The 20,343-nt window shown below is 64.4% G+C and carries 15 protein-coding genes and 1 tRNA gene; 13 read left to right on the forward strand and 3 right to left on the reverse strand.

Annotated elements, in window-relative coordinates; all coding sequences use genetic code 11:
• Positions 1-281: 281 nt before the first annotated feature.
• From pheS to VMJ11_RS19710, 6 genes are all read left to right on the forward strand, one after another.
• A complete protein-coding gene (gene pheS, locus VMJ11_RS19685; RefSeq protein ID WP_325621056.1) occupies positions 282-1,295 on the forward strand; it encodes a phenylalanine--tRNA ligase subunit alpha in 1,014 nt (337 codons plus the stop codon).
• A 107-nt stretch (positions 1,296-1,402) separates the two neighbouring features.
• Positions 1,403-3,856: a phenylalanine--tRNA ligase subunit beta gene (pheT, locus tag VMJ11_RS19690; RefSeq protein WP_325621057.1), complete on the forward strand. Its 2,454-nt coding sequence runs from the start codon at positions 1,403-1,405 to the stop codon at positions 3,854-3,856.
• Between the two features lie 82 nt (positions 3,857-3,938).
• On the forward strand, positions 3,939-4,349 hold the full coding sequence (locus tag VMJ11_RS19695; RefSeq protein ID WP_028216809.1) for an integration host factor subunit alpha: 411 nt from the start codon (positions 3,939-3,941) through the stop codon (positions 4,347-4,349).
• A gap of 146 nt (positions 4,350-4,495) precedes the next feature.
• Positions 4,496-4,894, forward strand: coding sequence for a MerR family transcriptional regulator (locus tag VMJ11_RS19700; protein WP_325621058.1), 399 nt, complete (start codon positions 4,496-4,498; stop codon positions 4,892-4,894).
• Positions 4,895-4,986: 92 nt separating this feature from the next.
• Positions 4,987-5,063, forward strand: a tRNA-Pro gene (locus VMJ11_RS19705).
• Positions 5,064-5,330: 267 nt separating this feature from the next.
• On the forward strand, positions 5,331-6,269 hold the full coding sequence (locus VMJ11_RS19710; protein WP_325621059.1) for a DMT family transporter: 939 nt from the start codon (positions 5,331-5,333) through the stop codon (positions 6,267-6,269).
• A 126-nt stretch (positions 6,270-6,395) separates the two neighbouring features.
• Here VMJ11_RS19710 and VMJ11_RS19715 read toward each other — a convergent pair whose 3' ends face one another.
• Positions 6,396-7,781 (reverse strand): MFS transporter, encoded by a 1,386-nt coding sequence (locus VMJ11_RS19715; protein WP_325621060.1) that lies wholly within the window; start codon positions 7,779-7,781, stop codon positions 6,396-6,398.
• Between the two features lie 787 nt (positions 7,782-8,568).
• On the opposite strand from VMJ11_RS19715, the gene VMJ11_RS19720 reads away from it, so the two are divergent.
• Together VMJ11_RS19720 and VMJ11_RS19725 are read left to right on the forward strand one after the other, a co-directional pair.
• On the forward strand, positions 8,569-9,138 hold the full coding sequence (locus VMJ11_RS19720) for an acyloxyacyl hydrolase (RefSeq protein WP_325621061.1): 570 nt from the start codon (positions 8,569-8,571) through the stop codon (positions 9,136-9,138).
• 295 nt (positions 9,139-9,433) lie between these two features.
• Positions 9,434-10,294 (forward strand): 3-hydroxybutyryl-CoA dehydrogenase, encoded by an 861-nt coding sequence (locus VMJ11_RS19725; protein WP_325621062.1) that lies wholly within the window; start codon positions 9,434-9,436, stop codon positions 10,292-10,294.
• Between the two features lie 77 nt (positions 10,295-10,371).
• On the opposite strand, the gene VMJ11_RS19730 is transcribed toward VMJ11_RS19725, so the two are convergent.
• Complete coding sequence (locus VMJ11_RS19730) at positions 10,372-11,469, reverse strand: aldose epimerase family protein (protein ID WP_325621063.1); 1,098 nt, start codon at positions 11,467-11,469, stop codon at positions 10,372-10,374.
• Between the two features lie 55 nt (positions 11,470-11,524).
• Positions 11,525-12,739 carry a DNA-binding transcriptional regulator gene (locus VMJ11_RS19735; protein WP_325621064.1) on the reverse strand — a complete coding sequence of 405 codons (1,215 nt, stop codon included), beginning with the start codon at positions 12,737-12,739 and terminating at the stop codon, positions 11,525-11,527.
• A gap of 307 nt (positions 12,740-13,046) precedes the next feature.
• On the opposite strand from VMJ11_RS19735, the gene xylA reads away from it, so the two are divergent.
• The 5 genes from xylA to VMJ11_RS19760 all read left to right on the forward strand — a co-directional run bounded on the left by xylA (position 13,047) and on the right by VMJ11_RS19760 (position 20,032).
• On the forward strand, positions 13,047-14,369 hold the full coding sequence (xylA, locus tag VMJ11_RS19740) for a xylose isomerase (RefSeq protein ID WP_325621065.1): 1,323 nt from the start codon (positions 13,047-13,049) through the stop codon (positions 14,367-14,369).
• 115 nt (positions 14,370-14,484) lie between these two features.
• Positions 14,485-15,975 carry a xylulokinase gene (gene xylB / locus VMJ11_RS19745; RefSeq protein ID WP_325621066.1) on the forward strand — a complete coding sequence of 497 codons (1,491 nt, stop codon included), beginning with the start codon at positions 14,485-14,487 and terminating at the stop codon, positions 15,973-15,975.
• Positions 15,976-16,170: 195 nt separating this feature from the next.
• Positions 16,171-17,199 carry a D-xylose ABC transporter substrate-binding protein gene (xylF, locus tag VMJ11_RS19750; RefSeq protein WP_325621067.1) on the forward strand — a complete coding sequence of 343 codons (1,029 nt, stop codon included), beginning with the start codon at positions 16,171-16,173 and terminating at the stop codon, positions 17,197-17,199.
• Positions 17,200-17,258: 59 nt separating this feature from the next.
• Complete coding sequence (gene xylG / locus VMJ11_RS19755) at positions 17,259-18,824, forward strand: D-xylose ABC transporter ATP-binding protein (protein ID WP_414694430.1); 1,566 nt, start codon at positions 17,259-17,261, stop codon at positions 18,822-18,824.
• Positions 18,821-20,032 (forward strand): sugar ABC transporter permease, encoded by a 1,212-nt coding sequence (locus VMJ11_RS19760; protein WP_325621069.1) that lies wholly within the window; start codon positions 18,821-18,823, stop codon positions 20,030-20,032. The genes xylG and VMJ11_RS19760 overlap by 4 nt, the downstream gene beginning before the upstream one ends.
• The last annotated feature ends 311 nt before the right edge of the window (positions 20,033-20,343 follow it).

Below are 20,343 nucleotides of genomic sequence, written 5' to 3' on the forward strand. Positions count from 1 at the left end.
TGCTGCGATCGTCAAGCAGGTGAAGGCCGCCGTCGCTGCCTGATAGCAGGTATTGCGCAGGTTCGTTGCAGCAGACATTCCGGTAGTCTCGGTGATGCTGCAACAAAAACGGGGCTCCTCACCGAGCCCCGTTTTTGTTGGCGAAGCGGTTCCTGCGCGCCTTCTGGCGCATCTTGCGCCGCTTCATGCAGTGCCTTCGCGCGGTCATTGCCACATTTTGTGATGGCGGGCCGTGAATGCTGCTCTAAGTCTCAAACTCTGAAGCTGAAAAGATGGGATCAATGGATCTGGACCAGATTGTCGCCGACGCGCAACGCGCTTTCGCTTCCGCCCCCGACGTCAACACGCTTGAAAACGAAAAGGCCCGCTTTCTCGGCAAGTCCGGCGCGCTGACCGAACTGCTCAAGGGCCTCGGCAAGCTCGACCCGGAAACGCGCAAGACCGAAGGCGCGCGCATCAACGCCGTCAAGCAGCAGGTCGAGGCGGCTCTCAACGCGCGCCGCCAGGCGCTCGCCGACGCACTCCTGAACCAGCGTCTCGCCGCCGAGGCGATCGACGTCACGCTGCCGGGCCGCGGCACGGGCACCGGCAGCCTGCATCCGGTGATGCAGACGTGGGAGCGCGTCGAGCGCATTTTCGGCTCGATCGGCTTCGACGTGGCCGACGGTCCCGAGATCGAAACCGACTGGTACAACTTCACCGCGCTCAACAGCCCGGAAAACCATCCGGCACGCTCGATGCAGGACACGTTCTACGTGGACGGCAAGGACGCCGATGGCCGTCAGCTGCTGCTGCGTACGCACACGAGCCCGATGCAGGTGCGCTACGCGCGCACGCACACGCCGCCCATCAAGGTGATCGTGCCGGGCCGTACGTATCGCGTGGACAGCGACGCCACGCATTCGCCGATGTTCAACCAGGTCGAAGGCCTGTGGATCGAAGAGAACATCAGCTTCGCAGACCTGAAGGGCGTCTACACCGATTTCCTCAAGAAGTTCTTCGAACGTGACGACATTCAGGTGCGTTTCCGTCCGTCGTACTTCCCGTTCACGGAGCCCTCGGCCGAAATCGACATGATGTTCGAGCACGGCAAGAATGCCGGCAAGTGGCTCGAGATCTCGGGCTCGGGCCAGGTGCATCCGACCGTGATCCGCAACATGGGCCTCGACCCGGAGCGCTATATCGGCTTTGCGTTCGGCAGCGGCCTTGAACGCCTGACGATGCTGCGTTACGGCGTGCAGGATTTGCGCCTGTTCTTCGAAGGCGACCTGCGCTTCCTGCGTCAGTTCGCCTGAGCTCATGCGACGCATCCGTTAGCACAGCGCGAGGCGGACGCAGCACTGGAACAAGGTGCGCGAGAAACCTTCGCTGCGGTCACAATCTGTCTGGAACGTAAAACCAAATGCTATTCCCCGAATCCTGGCTGAGAAGCTTTGTCGATCCGAAGCTCACGACCGATGAGCTTGCTCATGCGCTCACCATGGCCGGCCTCGAAGTCGAAGGTCTGCGCCCGGCCGCGCCGCCCACCGAGAGGATCGTAGTAGGCCGCGTGCTCGAAGTCGTCAAGCACCCGGACGCGGACAAGCTGAACGTGTGTCAGGTCGATGCCGGCACGGGCACCACGCTGCAGATCGTTTGCGGCGCACCCAATGTGTCGCCCGGCATCAAGGTTCCGGTCGCGCTCGTCGGCGCGGAGCTGCCGCCCGCCGAAGAAGGCGGCAAGCCCTTCGCGATCAAGCTCTCGAAGCTGCGCGGCGTGGAAAGCCAGGGCATGCTCTGCTCGGCACGCGAGCTCAAGCTCTCCGAAGACCATAGCGGCCTGATGATCCTGCCGGAAGCCACGCCGGTCGGTCAGGACATTCGCGAAGCGCTGAACCTCGACGACACCATCTTCGAAATCAAGCTCACGCCGAACAAGGCCGATTGCCTTTCGGTGTACGGCATCGCGCGCGAAACGGCCGCGATCACCGGCGCGCCGCTCAACGCGCCCGTGTACCCGAAGGTCGAAGTCAAGCTCAACGAAACGCTTCCCGTGAAGATCTCGGCGCCGGACCTGTGCGGCCGCTTCTCGGGCCGCGTGATCCGCGGCGTGAACGCGCACGCGAAGACGCCGCTGTGGATGGTCGAGCGCCTCGAGCGTTCGGGCCAGCGCAGCATCTCGGCGCTCGTCGACATTTCGAATTACGTGATGCTCGAGCTGGGCCGCCCGTCGCACGTGTTCGATCTCGACAAGATCCACGGCTCGATGGACGTGCGTTGGGGCAAGAAGGGCGAAACGCTCAAGCTGCTCAACGGCAACACCGTCGAAGTCGATGAAACCGTGGGCGTGATCGCCGACGATCGCGAGATCGAAAGCCTCGCGGGCATCATGGGCGGCGACAGCACGGCCGTGACGCTCGACACCACGAACATCTATCTCGAAGCCGCGTTCTGGTGGCCGGACAGCATTCGCGGCCGCTCGCGCCGCTACAACTTCTCGACCGATGCGGGTCATCGCTTCGAGCGCGGCGTGGACTGGTCGACGACCGTCGAGCACATCGAGCGCATCACGCAGCTGATTCTCGATATCTGCGGCGGCGAGGCCGGCCCGATCGACGATCAAACGGTGAACGTGCCGAAGCGCGAGCCGGTCAAGATGCGCGTGGCGCGTGCGAACCGCATTATCGGCGTGAAGATCGGTACCGATGAAATCGCGCAGATCTTCACGCGCCTTGGCCTCACGTTCGAGCGCAGCGTTGATAACGAGGGCGATACGTTCAGCGTGACGCCGCCGCCGTACCGCTTCGATATCGAGATCGAAGAAGACCTGATCGAAGAAGTCGCGCGCATCTATGGTGTCGAGAAGATTCCCGCGCTGCCGCCCGTGGCTCGCAGCGAAATGCGCGCGACCAACGAAACGCGCCGATCGATCCATGCGATCCGTCATGCGCTCGCCGCGCGCGACTACGCGGAAACGATCAACTTCAGCTTCGTCGACGCCGAGTGGGAGCAGGACTTCGCCGGTAACGACAAGCCCGTGAAGTTGCTGAACCCGATCGCGAGCCAGCTCTCGGTCATGCGCACGACCCTGTTCGGCAGCCTCATCAACGTGCTGCGCCACAACTTGAACCGTCGCGCGGACCGCGTGCGCGTGTTCGAATCCGGCCGCGTGTTCCTGCACGATCCGTCGATCAAGGCAGGCGAGATGACGGTGGAAGGTTTCGCGCAGCCGAAGATGATCGGTGCGCTCGCATACGGTCCCGCGCTCGAAGAGCAGTGGGGCGCGCAAACGCGAGGCGTGGACTTCTTCGACGTGAAGGGCGATCTGGAAGCGCTGTTCGCTTCTCATGGCGTGGCAAAGGCACCGCGTTTCGTGAAGGGCGAACATCCCGCGCTGCATCCGGGGCGCAGCGCGCGCATCGAAGTGGATGGCAAGGCCGTTGGCTGGATCGGCGAACTGCATCCGCGCTGGATGCAGAAGTACGACCTGCCGCACGCACCGATCCTCTTCGAAGTCGAGGCCGAAGCGCTGATGGCGCGCGACCTGCCCACGCCTGCCGAAGTCTCGAAATTCCCGCCGGTGCGTCGCGACATCGCGCTCGTCGTCGATCAGAAGATCGAGGTGCAGGCGCTGCTCGACGAGTTCCAGAAGGGCATGCAAGACGAGGCTTGCCGGATTGTGCAGAGGGTTGCACTTTTCGACGAATTTCGTGCAAAATCAAATACTTCCGGACTTGGCGCGGACGAGAAAAGCCTTGCCTTCCGGGTGACCCTGCAAGATACTGGCGGAACCCTTCAGGACGAAACGGTCGATGCGGCCATCAAGTCCCTGGTGGATCGTCTGGCTCGAGTGTATGGCGCCCGGCTGCGCGGATAAGCTCATCGGCTCATCACGTACCGACATCGGCTTCCGGTTTGCGATGTCCCAAGCAACCGGAAGCGCGCCATTTCATAGATAGATGAACGAAATGAACTCGAGTGATTTCGAAGCCCTTCTTGCGGCACAGCGTAGCGCCATGATTCGCGACATTCCTGCCTCGTCGGCAAGCGCCACGAACGACACGCCCACGCTGACCAAAGCCGAACTCGCTGAGCTGCTGTTCGACAATGTCGGTCTCAACAAGCGCGAAGCGAAAGACATGGTCGAGGCTTTCTTCGAAGTGATTCGCGACGCGCTCGAAAGCGGCGACAGCGTGAAGCTGTCCGGCTTCGGCAATTTCCAGTTGCGCGACAAGCCGCAACGTCCTGGCCGCAATCCGAAGACAGGCGAGGCGATTCCCATCGCCGCGCGCCGCGTCGTGACGTTTCATGCGAGCCAGAAGCTGAAGGCGCTCGTGGAAAGCGGCGCCGAGGCGAGCTTCACGCGTTGACCTTCTGATCTCGTACGCCCGCGCCGGTGGCAATATGGCGGGCGTGCAGGGAGCGGACGGCATGAGCTGACCAGACTGACCAGACCGACCAATCGGACCCAGGCGGCGACGCCTCATTGCGCAACCACCACGACGGCAACCCGGCGATGACATCGACAAGTGAAAAGGTCGTCTTGCCTCCCATACCCGCCAAGCGTTACTTCACGATTGGCGAGGTGAGCGAACTGTGCGGCGTGAAGCCCCACGTGCTGCGGTATTGGGAGCAGGAGTTCACGCAGTTGAAGCCGGTGAAGCGGCGCGGCAATCGCCGCTATTACCAGCACCATGAGGTCTTGCTGATCCGGCGGATTCGCGAACTGCTCTACGAGCAGGGGTTCACGATCAACGGTGCGCGCAATCGTCTCGATTTGCATGGCGCGATGGCCGGCGAACCCGCGCCGTCCGAAGCATCGGGCGAGCCCGTTGACGAAGGCACGAAGGCGCTCGTCGACGTCGATCAGTTGCGCAAGGAATTGCTGCATGTGCTCGACGCGCTCGGGCGCTGAAGCCGTAGTCGAACGCTTGCTTGCCCGTCGTACGAGAATTGCGCTTGAAGCGGTTCTAATTAGAGAAACTGTCTGTTATACTCTCTAGCTCTCGGGGCGTAGCGCAGCCTGGTAGCGTACCTGCATGGGGTGCAGGTGGTCGGAGGTTCAAATCCTCTCGCCCCGACCAGAAATAGAGCCCGCGTAATCGAAAGATTGCGCGGGCTTTGTCATTTACGCGCTCGCCAGGCGCGTAAATGCGGGCATGAATGCGCGGGTGAATGTGCGAGTGCGAATGACACCGCAAGATCCGGCTGTCAATTTTTCTCACATATCGGTGAGAATCCTTCGTTATACGGCGTGCGGCGCTCGCCTTACGATACGCATACCTTTGCGCCCGTCATACGCAGAATGCGCGCGCCCGCGCGCAACCCGTGCTCATCCAGGGCCACTTCACATGAATCCGATCGAACTCGCGCAACTCGTCGTTCTCGCCGCCCTGTGGGGCGGATCGTTTCTGTTCATCCGCGTCGGCGTGGCCGATTTCGGTGTGGCGCCGCTGATGGCGCTGCGGGTGGGCATCGGCGCGCTCTTTCTCCTGCTGGTGCTGTTTTCGCGACGCCCCGCACGTGAAGCGCTCGGCACGCTCCGCGAGCGCGCGTGGCCGCTGTTCGTGGTCGGCATCCTGAATTCGGCCGCGCCGTTTTGTCTCTTCGCGTGGGCCGAACTCACGCTTTCTGCAGGCGTCACGTCGGTCATCAACGCGACCACGCCGCTATGGGGCGCCGTGGTCGCGTATGTGTGGCTCAAGGATCGTCTGAGCGGATTGCGAGTGGCCGGGCTTGCGATCGGCTTCGCGGGCGTGCTTGCGCTGGTCTGGGATCAGATCGCGACGCGCGCCGGCGACGGCGCTTCCACGACGAGCGCGGCGCTCGCCGCCTGCGCGGCTTTGCTGGCGGCGGCGCTCTACGGGGTGGCCGCCAGCTATACGAAGCGCCACCTCACGGGCGCCGATCCGCTCTCGGTGGCTGCCGGCACGATGACGGGCGCGACCATCGTGCTCGCGCCGTTCGCCGTGGCGACCTGGCCCGCCGCGCCGATTTCGCTGCACGCCTGGGGCGCGGTGCTCGGCCTCGGCGTGGCGTGTACGGGGGTCGCATATCTGCTGTTCTTCCGGCTGATCGCGGCTGTCGGGCCGGCGCGGGCAATCACGGTCACGTTCGTGATTCCCATCTTCGGCATCTTGTGGGGCGCGCTCTTTCTCAGTGAGCGTGTTTCGTTGGGTATGGTCGAGGCTTGTGCGGCGATTCTCGTGGGCACCGCGCTCGCAACCGGTTTCGTGAAGCGCTTGCCGGGGTTCTCCGCACGGCGCAGCGGAGCAGGCGCGGAACGCTAACGCGAGCGCCTGCCCGCGCGCAGTGGGCGAGGCTACATTGCGTGCGCTGCGAGTTGGGCGCAACGCAGTCGCCGGTCTATCAGGTCTGAAAATCGCACGGCGCGCGCCGCCGCGCGATTCGTGCGCTCAGGCGGCCGCGCGCGGCACCGCCTTCACTTCCTTCTCGCGGCCGAGCGGCAGCGTCGCGACGATCACCGCACCCAGCACGAGCAGTACCGCGGAATAGACGAGCCCCGCGGCGTAGCTGTGCGTCGCATCCTTCAGCCAGCCCACCACGAGCGGATTGGCCGCCGAGCTGATATTGCCGATCGCGTTGATCACGGCGATGCCCACTGCGCGTGCCTGTGGCGTGAACGCCTGATCGGGCGTCGTCCAGAAGATCGACATCGCCGTATACGAGCCCGCCGATGCGAGGCACACGCCGAGCAATTGCAAGAGCGGCGCACCGCCTTGTGCGGTCAGCACGCAGCCGAAGCCGGAGAGCAGCATCGGCGCGGCGAGATGCCATTTGCGCTCCTGCAGCCTATCGGAGCGGCGCCCCCACACGATCATCGCGACGATGGTGACGAGCTGCGGAATCGTCGCGACGAGGCCCACGGTGACGTTGCTCGCGCCGGTGCTGAAGCCCTTCACGATCAACGGCGCCCATACGGCGACCATCGCGAGCGTGTTGACGAGGCAGAAGTATGCCGCTGCGAAGCGCAGCACCACGGGCGAACGCAACTGCTGCCAGAGGCCTGGCTTGTGCGCCGGCTGGACATGGGAGGCCCCTCGCATGTCGGAGGCTTCGGCGAGCGCGGCTTCGAGCGTGCGCTTTTCTTCGGCGCTGAGCCAGCGTGCGGCGCCCGGCGTGTCGTCGAGATAGAAGAACGCCACACAGCCGAGAAGCACGGCCGGCATGCCTTCGAGCACGAAGAGCCACTGCCAGCCGGCGAGTCCCGCATGGCCGTCGAGCTTGAGGATGTAGCCCGAGACCGCGGAGCCGAGCGCGGCGGTCACGGGCATGGCGATCATGAAGAGCGCGTTGGCGCGTGCACGCCACGCGCTCGGGAACCAGCAGGTGAGATAGAGCAGCATGCCGGGCAGGAACCCGGCCTCGGTCACGCCGACGAGCATGCGTAGCCAGTAGAGCGTGGTGGCATTGGTGGCGAACATCGTCGCCGTGGAGGCGAGGCCCCACGCAATCATGATGAAGCTGATCCAGCGGCGTGCGCCCACGCGCGCGAGCATGAGGTTGCCGGGAATGCCGCACGCGATATAAGCGACGTAGAAGAGGGTGGTGGCGAAGCCGAACTGCGTGCTCGACAGGCCAAGGTCCTTCATCATCGTCAGGCCGGCGAAGCCGATGTTGATGCGGTCGAGGAACGAGACGACGAACAGCAGGAACAGGAAGCCGAGCAGATGGCGCGACACCTTGCGTGTCACCTGCTCGGTAGCTGCGGCATGATTCGACTGCACTTGCGCGGACGATTGCGGCACGCGCGAAGCGTGCCCTTGCGGGATTGGGCTCATGGGTCTCCTCCGAAGCAACGGGACGTGAGCGCGGCAAGTGTTATGGCATTGTTGTTTGCCGACGATCACAATTCACGCGGATTATGCGAGCGCCTGGCGCGCTGTCTGTCCTCAATTTGGGTACAGCAGCCGCGCGCGATCTGGGGTGTGCGGGAATACCCGAGCCCGCATGCAACGTTGGTTTTGCTGAGCCGAGTAGGAGCCGAGTAGGAGCGATGGGGCAGCCGGCGCGCGCGGCGGCCGGTTCAATAAATTCCCGGCGATAAGCGACTCGAGCAAATGTACTTGCCGAATTCGAATGCTCCGGTAATCGAAAAGTAATCATTGGTGCAATGCCATTCGGAAATGCGCTGGCTAATATCTGCGATTGCTTTCTGCGGATGATTGAAGCTAGGTATTTAGTGGATTCGGCCATTTGCAGTGAAAGCTTTTAGTTAGAAGTCTCGGCGCCGCGCGGTTTGCGTGGTTACGATGCGATGGAGCACCAACGAGCGCTTTCGTTTTTTCAAGGCTAAACTCGAATCTCATATGCGCGCGGATCCCCTCATGAACGTTGCAGGGCGCCTGCGTTTCGCTTTGCACGGCAAATTGCGCTTTTGACTGTTTATTCATCCCTGCAGAACCCGTAGTTTTGTGCCCCACGTCGTGTTTCGGACCGAGCCCATCAGACGGCCGCGCGCCGCGAACCGGGAAGTTGATGTGAGGCATGGCGGCCCGCAATCCGGCCGCCGGCGCAAGCTGCGCCACATGCTGGCCTCGTGCTGAATCGTTCGAATCGGGGAAAAAGATGACAGAAAGAAACTCGATCTGGCGGGCTCGAGTCGCGCGCGGGGCATTTGCCGCACTCTGCGCGTTCGGCGCGGCCAGCGCGCATGCGCAGAACACGTTTGGCATCCAGTTGGGCGCGGGCGTGGCGGACAACGACGTGAAAAAGCTCGATCTCGGCTTTGTATGGGATCCGGCCCTGCAGTGGTGGCACTTCGGCGGCTTTCACTTCACGCTGCTTGGCGAGGCGCACGTCGCGTACTGGAAGCTGGACGACCCTGATGCCATCTATGCGAACACCTGGGAATTCGGCGTGACACCGGTTTTTCGCATCATCAAGGATACTGGCTGGTTCCGGCCGTTCTTCGAGGCGGGCGTGGGCGTGCGCCTGATCTCGCACGTGCGCCAGACGCCGTACCGCACGATGTCGTCGTCGTTCCAGTTCGCGGACATGGTTGGCGTCGGCGCACAGTTCGGCGAGCACGGGAATTACCAGATCGGATTTCGTTTCCAGCACCTCTCGAACGCGGACATCAAGCAACCGGACCCCGGCCTGAACTTCAGCGAGATCTACATCCAGTACAACTTCTAGCGCGGCGGCGGCCGAAGGGGCGCGTATCGGAATGATTCTGCATGCCGTCCGTCGCGCGGTGCATGGCGCCTGGTGACTGCATGGTGTTTTCCATGGTCGCAGGCGGCCAGCCCCCCTTCATGTTCCCGGCGCGTCGGCATCATTTTGCCGCGCCCCCCCGTCGCTCCAGTTCCGGTCGTGTTCCGCAACCCGTTACACTGTGGGTTTTGGTGCGGTGCACCACGCGCCGCGCCGCATGACCGGCATTTTCCATAGGCGACACGCCGGCGTCGCAGACAAGGAGTGAGGAGCAGGCATGGCAATCGAATCAGTAGGGATCGTGGGCGCGGGCACGATGGGCAACGGCATTGCCCAGGCGGTGGCGGTGGCGGGCCTGAAGGCGGTGATGATCGACGTTACCGACGCGGCTCTCGCCAGGGGCGTGGCGGCGCTCACGCACAGCCTCGAGCGGCTCGTCTCGAAGGGCAAGCTCGAAGCCGGCGCGCGCGACGCGGCGCTCGCGCGCATCGAAACGACCACCGACTATCAGCGTCTGTCCAGCGTCGATCTCGTGATCGAGGCGGCCACGGAGAACGCTGAGCTCAAGGCGCGCATTCTCAAGCAGATCGAGGCCGCAGCCCGCCCCGATGCGATCATCGCGTCGAACACCTCGTCGATCTCGATCACGGCGCTGGCGACGACACTCGCCGATCCGTCGCGCTTCATCGGCATGCACTTCTTCAACCCGGTGCCGATGATGCCGCTCGTAGAGGTGATTAGCGGCCTGCAGACGCGCCCGCAGGTTGCACAAGCGGTGCGCGAGATGGCGCTGCGTCTGGAGAAGACGCCGATCGCCGTGAAGAACGCGCCGGGCTTCGTGGTGAACCGCATTCTGGTGCCGATGATCAACGAGGCGTTCTTCGTGCTCGCGGACGGCATTGCGAGCGCCGAGGAAATCGACGCGGGCATGAAGCTCGGCGCGAATCACCCGATCGGTCCGCTCGCGCTGGCGGACCTGATCGGCCTCGACGTGTGCCTTTCAGTGATGGACGTGTTCCTGAAAGACTTCGGCGACTCGAAGTATCGTGCATGTCCGCTGCTGCGCGAAATGGTTGCAGCGGGCCAGCTTGGCCGCAAGACCGGCCGCGGTGTCTACCAGTACGACAAGGCTTCCTGATCCGCATAAATACTGCGTAATGCGACGTGAGTGCAGGCGGTGAGCCACACTGCCTGCCCAGCGGCCGGAATCTGGCTTCAGTTGAGCACGCTGACCTGGTACTGGGTGAGCTGGCGATACGTCTTGCCGGGTCGTAGCACGACTTCTTCGCACGCGGGTGCTTCCATGTTGATCTGGTTCGGGAAACCGCCCGCTTCCAGGCACAGGCCCGCGTAGCGCACACACGGGGCCCCGTGGCGCCCCGGCTGCCCCTCCAGATAGTTCCCCGTGTAAAGCTGCAGGCCGCGCTGATCGGTCGAGACGGCGAGTTCGCGCCCGCTGCCCGGCTCGTAGACGCGCGCCACGGCGCGCACGGGCCAGCGGCCCGGCGCGGCGTGCAGCGTGCCCGCCGTGCTCTCGGGCGCGCGCAGCACATAACAGTGGTCGAAGCCGCGCGCGCGGGCGAGTTGCGCGTGCGGCCAGTCGAGCCGCGCGCCGAGCGGCGCGCCATGGCGAAAATCGAAGGCGCTGCCCGAGACATCGGCGATGCGCACGGGAGTCAGCTGTGGGTCGACCTCGAGGAATGCGTCCGCGTCGATCGTCAGCACGTGGCCGCGAATGTCCGAATTCGCCTCGCCGGTAAGGTTGAAATAACCGTGGCTCGTGAGATTGAGCGGCGTGGGCGCGTCGCTCACGCCCTCGTACTCGATCGTCAGCGTGCCGTCGTCGTCGAGCGTGTAGCGCACCTGCACGCTCACGTTGCCGGGAAAGCCGCCGTCGCCTTCGGGTGAATCGAGCCGCAGCAGCAGTGAGCCGCGATCGTCTTCCACCTGCCAGAGCTGCCGGTGAAAGCCGTTCGCGCCACCATGCAGCAGATTGCCGTTCTCGTTGCGATCGAGTGCATAGTCGATGCCATCGAGCGTGAAGTGCGCGCCTGCAATACGGTTGGCCCAGCGCCCGATCAGGCCGCCCATGTACGTGGTGGCGGCAAGGTAGGCGGCGGGTGTGTCGTGGCCGAGCAGGATGTCGCCGAGGCGGCCGGCGCGATCGGGCGCGAGCCACGAGACGAGCGTTGCGCCGAGGTCGCTGATCGACACTTTCATGCCCTGCGCGTTGCGCAGCGTGTAGAGCCGGACGGCATCGCCGCCGGGCAGGGCGCCCCACGGTTCGGAAGGCAGATGGGCGAGACTGTTCATGAGGCGAAGAAAGCGTGCGAAGTGGGCATGAATTCCCGGGCGGCCGATGCCGGCGTCATGGTGTAGACAGGCGCGCGCCAGAGGCGTTCGCAACGCTGTCCTGGTATTCGCGTGGCGTGCATCCCAGTTCACGCCGGAAAACTGCATACATATATTGCAGCGAGGTGAACCCGCAGCGTATCGCCACCTCGGCGCTCGAGGCATCGCGGCTCGCGAGCATCGCCTTCGCGGCGTCAAGCTTGTGGCGCAGGATCTCCTGGTGGACCGTGCACTGGAGTTCACGCCGGAAATATTCTTCCAGCGACGAGCGCGACACGCCCACATAGTCGGCCACCTGTTCGGTCTTGATGCCCTGGCAGGCGTACTGGCGGATGAAGTGGCGTGCACGCATGACGTGCGGGCTCGACAGCGGTTCATGGCGTGTCGATTCGAGCACATTGATGCCGACAGGCGGAACCAGAATGCGCTGTCCCGGAAAACGTGCACCGCGCAGCATCTGGTGCAGCAGGTGGGCGGCCGTCCTGCCCATTTCCTCCGTGCCCTGAATGACCGATGAGAGCGGGATGCGCGTGAGCGTGCGCGTCAGCGGATCGTTGTCGATGCCGATGATCGCGACCTGCTCGGGCACCGCGATGCCGTGGATCAGACACGCCTGAAGCAAATGCCGCGCCCGGGCATCGGTGACCGCGATCACGCCCACGGGCTTGGGCAGACTGTGCAGCCAGACGCTCAGCTGCTCGATGGCCTGGTTCCAGGCGCTCGCACTGGTGGCAAGGCCACGGTAGATCGGCGCCTGCATGCCTTCTTCGCGCGCGAGCGCCTGGAAGGCCACTTCGCGCTCCTGTGCCCAGCGGTTCTCCTGCGCGACGGGCAGGCTGTACATCGCGAGATTCGGCAAACCCGCGCCGATCAGATGCGTCCATGCGAGCGAGACGAGCTTGCCATTGTCGGTCGCGATGTAGGGCAGTTCGGGCGGATACTGCGCCGAATCTTCGAACGACGAGCCCACGGCCACGACGGGCAGCGGGCAGCCGCGCAGCGCGTCGGCCACGGCGGGGTCGTCGAAGTCGGCAATGATGCCGTCGCCGTCGAAGCGTTCGATGCCCGCAAGACGGCAGCGGAAATCTTCCTCGAGAAAAAGATCCCACGCTACGCGCGTGGAGCGCAGATAGTGGCCGATCCCTGCGATGATTTCGCGGTCGTAGACCTTGTTCGCGTTGAACAGCAGCGCGATGCGATGCGGCGTCTGGGACGCGGGGGCACGGGTCATGTCGTGTCGGCAGCGTTTGCACCAGCGCGGTGCCGAGGTGCTCGCGGCCATCTCTCCAGTTCGGGCGCGCTGCGCGTGAGGGGGCGCAGCGCTACGATGTCTCTTGCGCCCTGGGGCGCGTCTCGTTTTAAGCGTCCGGTTATTTTAGGCCGACATCCGTGCCTGCGGGTGTGGCCCTCGTGCTTGTCGGCAGGAAACATTAAAGCTGTCACGCAATTTCGCAATTGCCGCGCTTTGCCCGACGCGGGCAGTATGGCGTCACACAGATGGATGCGCGCCGCTGCGCCGCAACAAAACAGGAGACATCATGTCGTACTTCGAACACATCCCCGCGATTCGCTATGAAGGCGCGCAATCGGACAACCCGCTTGCATACCATCACTACGACCGTACGAAGAAGGTGCTCGGCAAGACGCTCGAAGAGCACCTGCGCATCGCGGTCTGCTACTGGCATACGTTCGTCTGGCCCGGCAACGATATCTTCGGGCAGGGGGCCTTTCATCGTCCGTGGCAGCAACCTGGCGATGCGATGGAGCGCGCGCGCCAGAAGGCGGACGCGGCATTCGAGTTCTTTTCAAAACTCGGCACACCTTACTATACGTTCCATGACACCGATGTCGCCCCGGAAGGCAAGGACCTGAAGGACTACACGGAAAACTTCAAGCGCATGGTCGATTATCTCGGCGAGCGCCAGCAGGCAAGCGGCGTGAAGCTGCTATGGGGCACGGCGAACCTGTTCTCGAATCCGCGCTATGCGGCCGGGGCGGCCACGAACCCCAACCCTGAAGTCTTTGCCTATGCCGCGACCCAGGTTTGCCATGCGCTCGACGCGACGCGCAAGCTCGGCGGCGAGAACTACGTGCTGTGGGGTGGCCGCGAAGGCTACGAGACGCTGCTCAACACCGACCTCAAGCGCGAGCGCGATCAGTTCGCACGCTTTCTTTCGATGGTGATCGAGCACAAGCACCGCACCGGCTTTACGGGCACCCTGCTGATCGAGCCGAAGCCGCAGGAGCCGACCAAGCACCAGTACGACTACGACGTGGCGACGGTGCACGGCTTTCTGACCCAGTATGGCCTGCAGAACGAAATCCGCGTGAATATCGAAGCGAATCACGCGACGCTCGCGGGTCACTCGTTCCACCACGAGATCGCGACGGCGTTCGCGCTCGGCGTGTTCGGCAGTGTCGACGCGAATCGCGGAGATCCGCAGAACGGTTGGGACACCGACCAGTTTCCGAACAGTGTCGAAGAACTCACGCTCGCGTTCTACGAGATCCTGCGCCACGGCGGTTTCACGACGGGCGGCATGAATTTCGACGCGAAGGTGCGGCGTCAGAGCGCCGATCCGGAAGACCTGTTCTACGGCCACGTCGGTGCGATCGACGTGCTCGCACTCGCGCTCGAACGCGCGGCTGTCCTCGTGGAAAACGACCGGCTCGAGCAGTTCCGCCGTCTGCGCTACGCGGGGTGGGACAGCGAGTTCGGCCGCAAGATTCTCGCGGGCGGCTACTCGCTCGAGTCGCTCGCCGTCGACGCCCTTGCGCGCGGCATGAATCCGCAGCACGTGAGCGGCCACCAGGAGCGGCTCGAAAATGTCGTGAACCAGGCGATCTACGGACAGCGCTAGCCGTGCCGCGGGGCGCGAGAACGCCCCGCGAAAAAACATTAGCGCACGCCGTCAAATTCGCAATTGCGCCGGTTGGCGGTGAAGGCAAACTGGCGCAAAAAAGAAGGAAGGAGACATGTTCATCGGTATCGACCTCGGCACGTCCGGCGTGAAGGCCGTGCTGCTCGATCGCGCGGGCGAGGTGCTCGGCAGTGCGAATGCGCCGCTTACGGTGAGCCGGCCGCAGCCGCGCTGGTCCGAACAGGCGCCGCAGGACTGGTGGCTCGCCACGCAGAGCGCATTGCGCGCGCTGCTCGACGAGGCACGCGGGCGCGGCATCGACGCGGCGCACATCGAGGCCATGGGGCTTACCGGCCAGATGCACGGTGCAACGCTGCTCGACGCGAAGGGCGAAGTGCTGCGCCCGGCGATCCTGTGGAACGATGGTCGTTCGGACACCGAATGTGTCGAGATCGAGCGCGCGGTGCCGCAGTTGCACGCGATCGCAGGCAATCTCGCGATGCCGGGATTCACGGCGCCCAAGCTGCTATGGGTGCGCAAGCACGAGCCGGAGATCTTTGCGCGCATCGCGCACGTGCTGCTGCCGAAGGACTATTTGCGCTGGTTGCTCACGGGCGTGTTCGCGACGGACCCCTCGGATGCAGCCGGCACGCTGTGGCTGGACATTGCGAAGCGCGACTATAGCGACGCGTTGCTCGCGGCGTGCGGCCTCACGCGCGCGCAGATGCCGGACGTATTCGAAGGCAACCAGGTGACCGGCACGCTGCGGCCCGAACTCGCACGGCAATTCGGCCTGCGCGAGATTCCGGTCGTGGCGGGTGGCGGCGACAACGCGGCGGGCGCCGTGGGCGTGGGCATCGTGCGGCCCGGCGATGCGATGCTTTCGCTTGGCACCTCGGGCGTCTATTTCGCGGTGTCGGACGGCTTTCTCGCCAATCCCGATTCCGCTGTGCACAGCTTCTGCCATGCACTGCCGCACACCTGGCATCTGATGTCGGTGATGCTCAACGCCGCTAGTTGCCTCGACTTCACGGCGCGGCTCACGGGCTACGAGAGCGTTGCGGCGTTGCTCGCGGACGCGCAAGCGAACTCGAACGCAGACCTGGACGCGCGACGTCCGTGGTTCCTGCCGTATCTCACGGGCGAACGCACGCCGCACAACAACGTCAACGCGAAGGGCGTGTTCTACGGCATGACCCCGCAGACCTCTCGCGCCGATCTCGCGAACGCAACGCTCGAAGGCGTGGGCTTTGCGCTGCTCGACGGCATGGACGCACTGCATGCGGCGGGGCTCGTGCCCGAGACCATCACTGTGATCGGTGGTGGCTCGCGCAGTGCCTGGTGGACGCAGATGCTCGCCGATATCAGCGGTCGCGCACTCACGCTGCGCGCGGGCGGCGAAGTTGGCCCGGCGCTGGGCGCCGCTCGCCTCGCGCATCTGGCGCTCGAGCCCGGCGCGACACTCGACGAGGTATGCCCGCAGCCGCCCGTGCACGCGGTGCGCGAGCCCGATGCCGCGCGCCACGCGTGGTACCGCGAAGCGCGCCGTCCAACTTTCCGCGCGCTCTATCGCGCACTCGAACCGGTTTTCGCAACCGGCGCCTGACGAAGCCGCCGGCGAAGAAAAAGCTGCGCGACCAGTGTAGCCGCGCAGTCGATTGGCAGTCCTATGGTTATACCGCACGCCATGCCTTTTCGTGTGCGTCTTGCAATCATCCTGGCAACTATCCGGCAACTAATAACCGGGGCGGCGGCACGTTCGCACGTGAGCGTGCACCGCTATCAAGAGGAGTATGGAGACATGAGATTCGCCAAACGTCGTTCAGTCCTGGGCTCGCTGGTATGTGGCGCCGTGCTTGCGAGCCTGACGCTCGCCGCACCGCTCGCGCACGCGAGCAAGGAACATCCCGAAATCGGCTTCTGCATCGACGACTTGCGCGTTGAGCGTTGGTCGCGCGATCGCGATTACTTCGTCGCGGCGGCGGAAAAGATGGGCGCGAAGGTGTCCGTGCAGTCCGCCGACGCGAGCGAGGAGCGTCAGGTCTCGCAGATCGAGAACCTGATCTCGCGCGGTGTCGACGTGATCGTGATCGTGCCGTTCAATTCGAAGGCGCTGGGCAACGTCGTGGCCGAGGCGAAGAAAGCGGGCATCAAGGTCGTCTCCTACGACCGCCTGATCCTCGACGCCGACGTGGACGCCTACATCTCGTTCGACAACGAAAAGGTAGGCGAGCTGCAGGCGCAGGGTGTCTACAACGCGCAGCCCAAGGGTAACTACTTCCTGTTGGGCGGCGCGCCCACCGACAACAACGCGAAGATGCTGCGCGAAGGACAACTGAAGATCCTCAAGCCGGCTATCGACCGTGGCGACATCAAGGTGGTTGGCCAGCAATGGGTGCCTGAGTGGAGCGCTTCTACGGCGCTGCGCATCATGGAAGACGCGCTCACGGCAAACAACAACAAGATCGACGCGGTCGTCGCCTCGAACGATGGTACGGCAGGCGGCGCCATCCAGGCACTCGCCGCGCAGCATCTCGCGGGCAAGGTGCCCGTGTCGGGCCAGGACGCCGATCTCGCGGCGGTCAAGCGCGTGATGGCGGGGACGCAGACCATGACGGTCTACAAGCCGCTCAACCTCATCGCCAGCGAGGCGGCGAAGCTCGCCGTCGATCTCGCGAAGGGTGAGAAGCCCGCGTACAACGCGCAGTACGACAACGGCAAGAAGAAGGTCGATACGGTGCTGCTGCAGCCCACGCTGCTCACGAAGAGCAATGCGGACGTCGTCGTGAAGGACGGCTTCTATACGCAGGCGCAGCTGGCCAGCCAGTAATCGCCATTGGGCAGGCGGCCCGCGTGCGCCACAGCGGCGCGCGCGGGCCTTCGCAGCGAGTGAACCAGCGTATGACCGAACCCTTGCTGACGATGCGCGGCATCGTCAAGTCCTTTGCGGGCGTAAAAGCGCTCGACGGCATCGACCTCACGGTGCGGCCCGGCGAATGCGTGGGCTTGTGCGGCGAGAACGGCGCCGGCAAATCCACGCTCATGAAGGTCCTTTCGGGCGTGTATCCGCACGGCACCTGGAGCGGCGAGATCCGGTGGGAAGGCGCCCCGTTGCAGGCGCAAAGCGTGCGCGACACCGAACGCGCGGGCATCGTCATCATCCACCAGGAGTTGATGCTCGTGCCCGAGCTTTCCGTGGCCGAGAACATTTTCCTTGGCAATGAGATCACGCTGCCTGGCGGCCGCATGAATTACGCAGCGATGTACCAGCGCGCCGACGAACTGCTGCGCGAACTGAATATTGATGCGATCAACGTGGCGCAGCCGGTGATGAACTATGGCGGCGGCCATCAGCAGCTCATCGAGATTGCGAAGGCGTTGAACAAGCGCGCGAAGCTGCTGATTCTCGACGAGCCTTCCTCGTCGCTTACGGCGGCGGAAACGAAGATCCTGCTCGATATCGTGCGCGACCTGAAGCGGCGCGGCGTGGCGTGCGTCTACATCTCGCACAAGCTCGACGAGGTCGAGGCCGTGTGCGACACCGTCTCGGTGATCCGCGACGGCCGCCACGTGGCCACGGAACCGATGGCAACGCTCACCACCGACCGCATCATCGCCATGATGGTGGGGCGCGAAATCCGCAATCTCTTTCCGCGCGAGCCGCACGATATCGGCGACGTCGTGTTCGAGGCTCGCAACGTCACCTGCCACGACGTAACGAATCCGCGCCGCAAGCGCGTGGACGACGTGTCGTTCTCGGTGCGCCGCGGCGAGATCGTCGGCGTGGCCGGGCTCGTGGGCGCGGGCCGCACGGAGACGATGCAGGCGATCTTCGGCGCCTATGCGGGCACGTGCTCGGCGAAGGTGCTGCTCGACGGCAAGCCGCTCAAGATCCGCTCGCCGCTCGACGCGATCAAGGCCGGCATCGCTATGGTGCCGGAGGACCGCAAGCGTCACGGCATCGTGCCGCAACTGGGCGTGGGCCACAACATCACGCTCTCGGTGCTGCAGCGCTTCTCGAAGCACGGACGCATCGACACGGCCGCCGAACTCGACACGATCCGCACGGAGATGCAGCGCCTCTCGGTGCGCGCGGCCAACCCCATGCTCTCGATCGCGAGCCTCTCCGGTGGCAATCAGCAGAAGGCGGTGCTCACCAAGATGCTGCTCACCGACCCGAAGGTGCTGATCCTCGACGAGCCGACGCGTGGCGTCGACGTCGGCGCGAAGTACGAGATCTACAAGTTGATCTTCCAGCTCGCGAGGCGCGGCGTGGCGATCGTGATGGTGTCGTCCGAATTGCCCGAGGTGCTCGGCATCAGCGACCGCGTGCTCGTGATCGGCGAGGGCGAGTTGCGCGGCGACTTCGTCAACGAAGGCCTCACGCAGGAAGACATTCTCGGTGCGGCGATCCAGAGCGCGCGCGCCCAACCCGATACAGCGAGTGCAGCATGACACCCGACGTCACGACCCAAGGCGCCCGCGAAGGCCTGCCGCAACACGACAATGAAGGCGGCAACGGCTACGCGCTACGCTTCCAGCAACTCTTCGCACGCTACAAGATTCTCGCGCTGCTGCTCGCGGTAGCGGCGATCTGGCTGTTCTTCTCGCTGCTCACGCACGGCGCGTTCGTGACGCCGCGCAACGTCTCGAATCTGCTGCGGCAGATGTCGATCACCGGCATGCTCGCGTGCGGCATGGTGTTCGTCATCATCGCTGGCGAGATCGATCTCTCGGTCGGCTCGCTGCTCGGTCTGCTCGGCGGCGTGGCCGCGATCCTCGACGTGAACCGCGGCTGGCCCATCGGCGTCACTGTGCCGGTGGTGCTCGTGCTCGGCGTGCTGGTCGGCCTCTTCAACGGCTGGTGGTCGACCTATCGGCGCGTGCCGTCATTCATCGTGGGCCTTGGCGGCATGCTCGCGTTTCGCGGCGTGCTGCTCGGCATCACGGGTGGCTCGACCATCGCGCCGGTGTCCGATTCTTTCGTGTTCCTCGGGCAAGGCTATTTGCCGCGCGTAGCGGGGGACGTGCTCGCGCTCGCACTCTTCGTTCTACTGATGGTGCTCACGGTGCGTCAGCGCGCAAACCGCAGACGCTACCAGCTCAACGTCGTGCCGCTCTGGCAGGACGCCGTGAAGATCGTCGGCGCGGGGGCGCTCCTGCTCGCCTTCGTGCTGATGCTCGACAGCTATGGCGGCATTCCGGTGCCCGTGCTGGTGTTGCTCGCACTGCTCGGCGTCTTCACGTGGATCGCGACGCAAACGGTGTTCGGACGCCGCATCTACGCAGTGGGATCGAATCTCGAAGCCACGCGCCTTTCGGGTGTGAACACGAACCGCGTGAAGCTCGCGATCTTCGCGTTGATGGGGCTCATGTGCGCATTCGCGGGCATCGTCAACACGGCGCGTCTCGCGGCGGGCTCGCCCTCGGCCGGGACGATGGGCGAACTCGACGCGATCGCGGCATGCTTCATTGGCGGCACGTCGATGCGCGGCGGCTCCGGCACGGTTTACGGTGCGCTGATCGGCGCGCTCGTCATGGCGAGCCTCGACAACGGCATGTCGATGCTCGACGTCGACGCCTATTGGCAGATGATCGTGAAGGGCGGCATTCTCGTGCTCGCCGTGTGGATCGATGTGGTATCGGGGTCGAACCGGCGCTGAGCGGGCCGCGCCACGCCGGCGAAAAGCCGCTTTTCGCCGGCGTGCATGACAGTTGCTCTCAGTTGCTCTCCTCGCGCGCCTGACGCGCGCTCTCGGGGGCGGGACGCGTTTCCCGCCCCTTTTTCTGCCCGCAAGCCGAGCTATTTCACGCCTTGAGCGCTACACGTTTGGTGCGTTCATCGGGGAATCCTGCCACAATCGCTTCCACCTGTTCCGGGCAATCCGCGCATTCGAAGCGCACGATCCTCCTTGCCCGCACAGTCGACGTATGCCGCAGCGCCGCGCGCGCTTTGCGCGCTCCTCGCTGCTTT

The sequence above is a fragment of the Paraburkholderia sp. genome, from assembly GCF_035501035.1.
In the GTDB taxonomy this organism is placed as follows: Bacteria; Pseudomonadota; Gammaproteobacteria; order Burkholderiales; family Burkholderiaceae; genus Paraburkholderia.

Bases quoted from the DNA above. Each gene is read 5' to 3' on its own strand.
- VMJ11_RS19700 (WP_325621058.1), top strand. From the start codon at position 4,496: ATGACATCGACAAGTGAAAAGGTCGTCTTGCCTCCCATACCCGCCAAG.
- xylB (WP_325621066.1), top strand. From the start codon at position 14,485: ATGTTCATCGGTATCGACCTCGGCACGTCCGGCGTGAAGGCCGTGCTG.
- VMJ11_RS19720 (WP_325621061.1), top strand. From the start codon at position 8,569: ATGACAGAAAGAAACTCGATCTGGCGGGCTCGAGTCGCGCGCGGGGCA.
- VMJ11_RS19735 (WP_325621064.1), bottom strand. From the start codon at position 12,739: ATGACCCGTGCCCCCGCGTCCCAGACGCCGCATCGCATCGCGCTGCTG.
- VMJ11_RS19725 (WP_325621062.1), top strand. From the start codon at position 9,434: ATGGCAATCGAATCAGTAGGGATCGTGGGCGCGGGCACGATGGGCAAC.
- pheS (WP_325621056.1), top strand. From the start codon at position 282: ATGGATCTGGACCAGATTGTCGCCGACGCGCAACGCGCTTTCGCTTCC.
- xylA (WP_325621065.1), top strand. From the start codon at position 13,047: ATGTCGTACTTCGAACACATCCCCGCGATTCGCTATGAAGGCGCGCAA.
- VMJ11_RS19710 (WP_325621059.1), top strand. From the start codon at position 5,331: ATGAATCCGATCGAACTCGCGCAACTCGTCGTTCTCGCCGCCCTGTGG.
- pheT (WP_325621057.1), top strand. From the start codon at position 1,403: ATGCTATTCCCCGAATCCTGGCTGAGAAGCTTTGTCGATCCGAAGCTC.
- VMJ11_RS19715 (WP_325621060.1), bottom strand. From the start codon at position 7,781: ATGAGCCCAATCCCGCAAGGGCACGCTTCGCGCGTGCCGCAATCGTCC.
- VMJ11_RS19695 (WP_028216809.1), top strand. From the start codon at position 3,939: ATGAACGAAATGAACTCGAGTGATTTCGAAGCCCTTCTTGCGGCACAG.
- xylF (WP_325621067.1), top strand. From the start codon at position 16,171: ATGAGATTCGCCAAACGTCGTTCAGTCCTGGGCTCGCTGGTATGTGGC.
- VMJ11_RS19730 (WP_325621063.1), bottom strand. From the start codon at position 11,469: ATGAACAGTCTCGCCCATCTGCCTTCCGAACCGTGGGGCGCCCTGCCC.
- VMJ11_RS19760 (WP_325621069.1), top strand. From the start codon at position 18,821: ATGACACCCGACGTCACGACCCAAGGCGCCCGCGAAGGCCTGCCGCAA.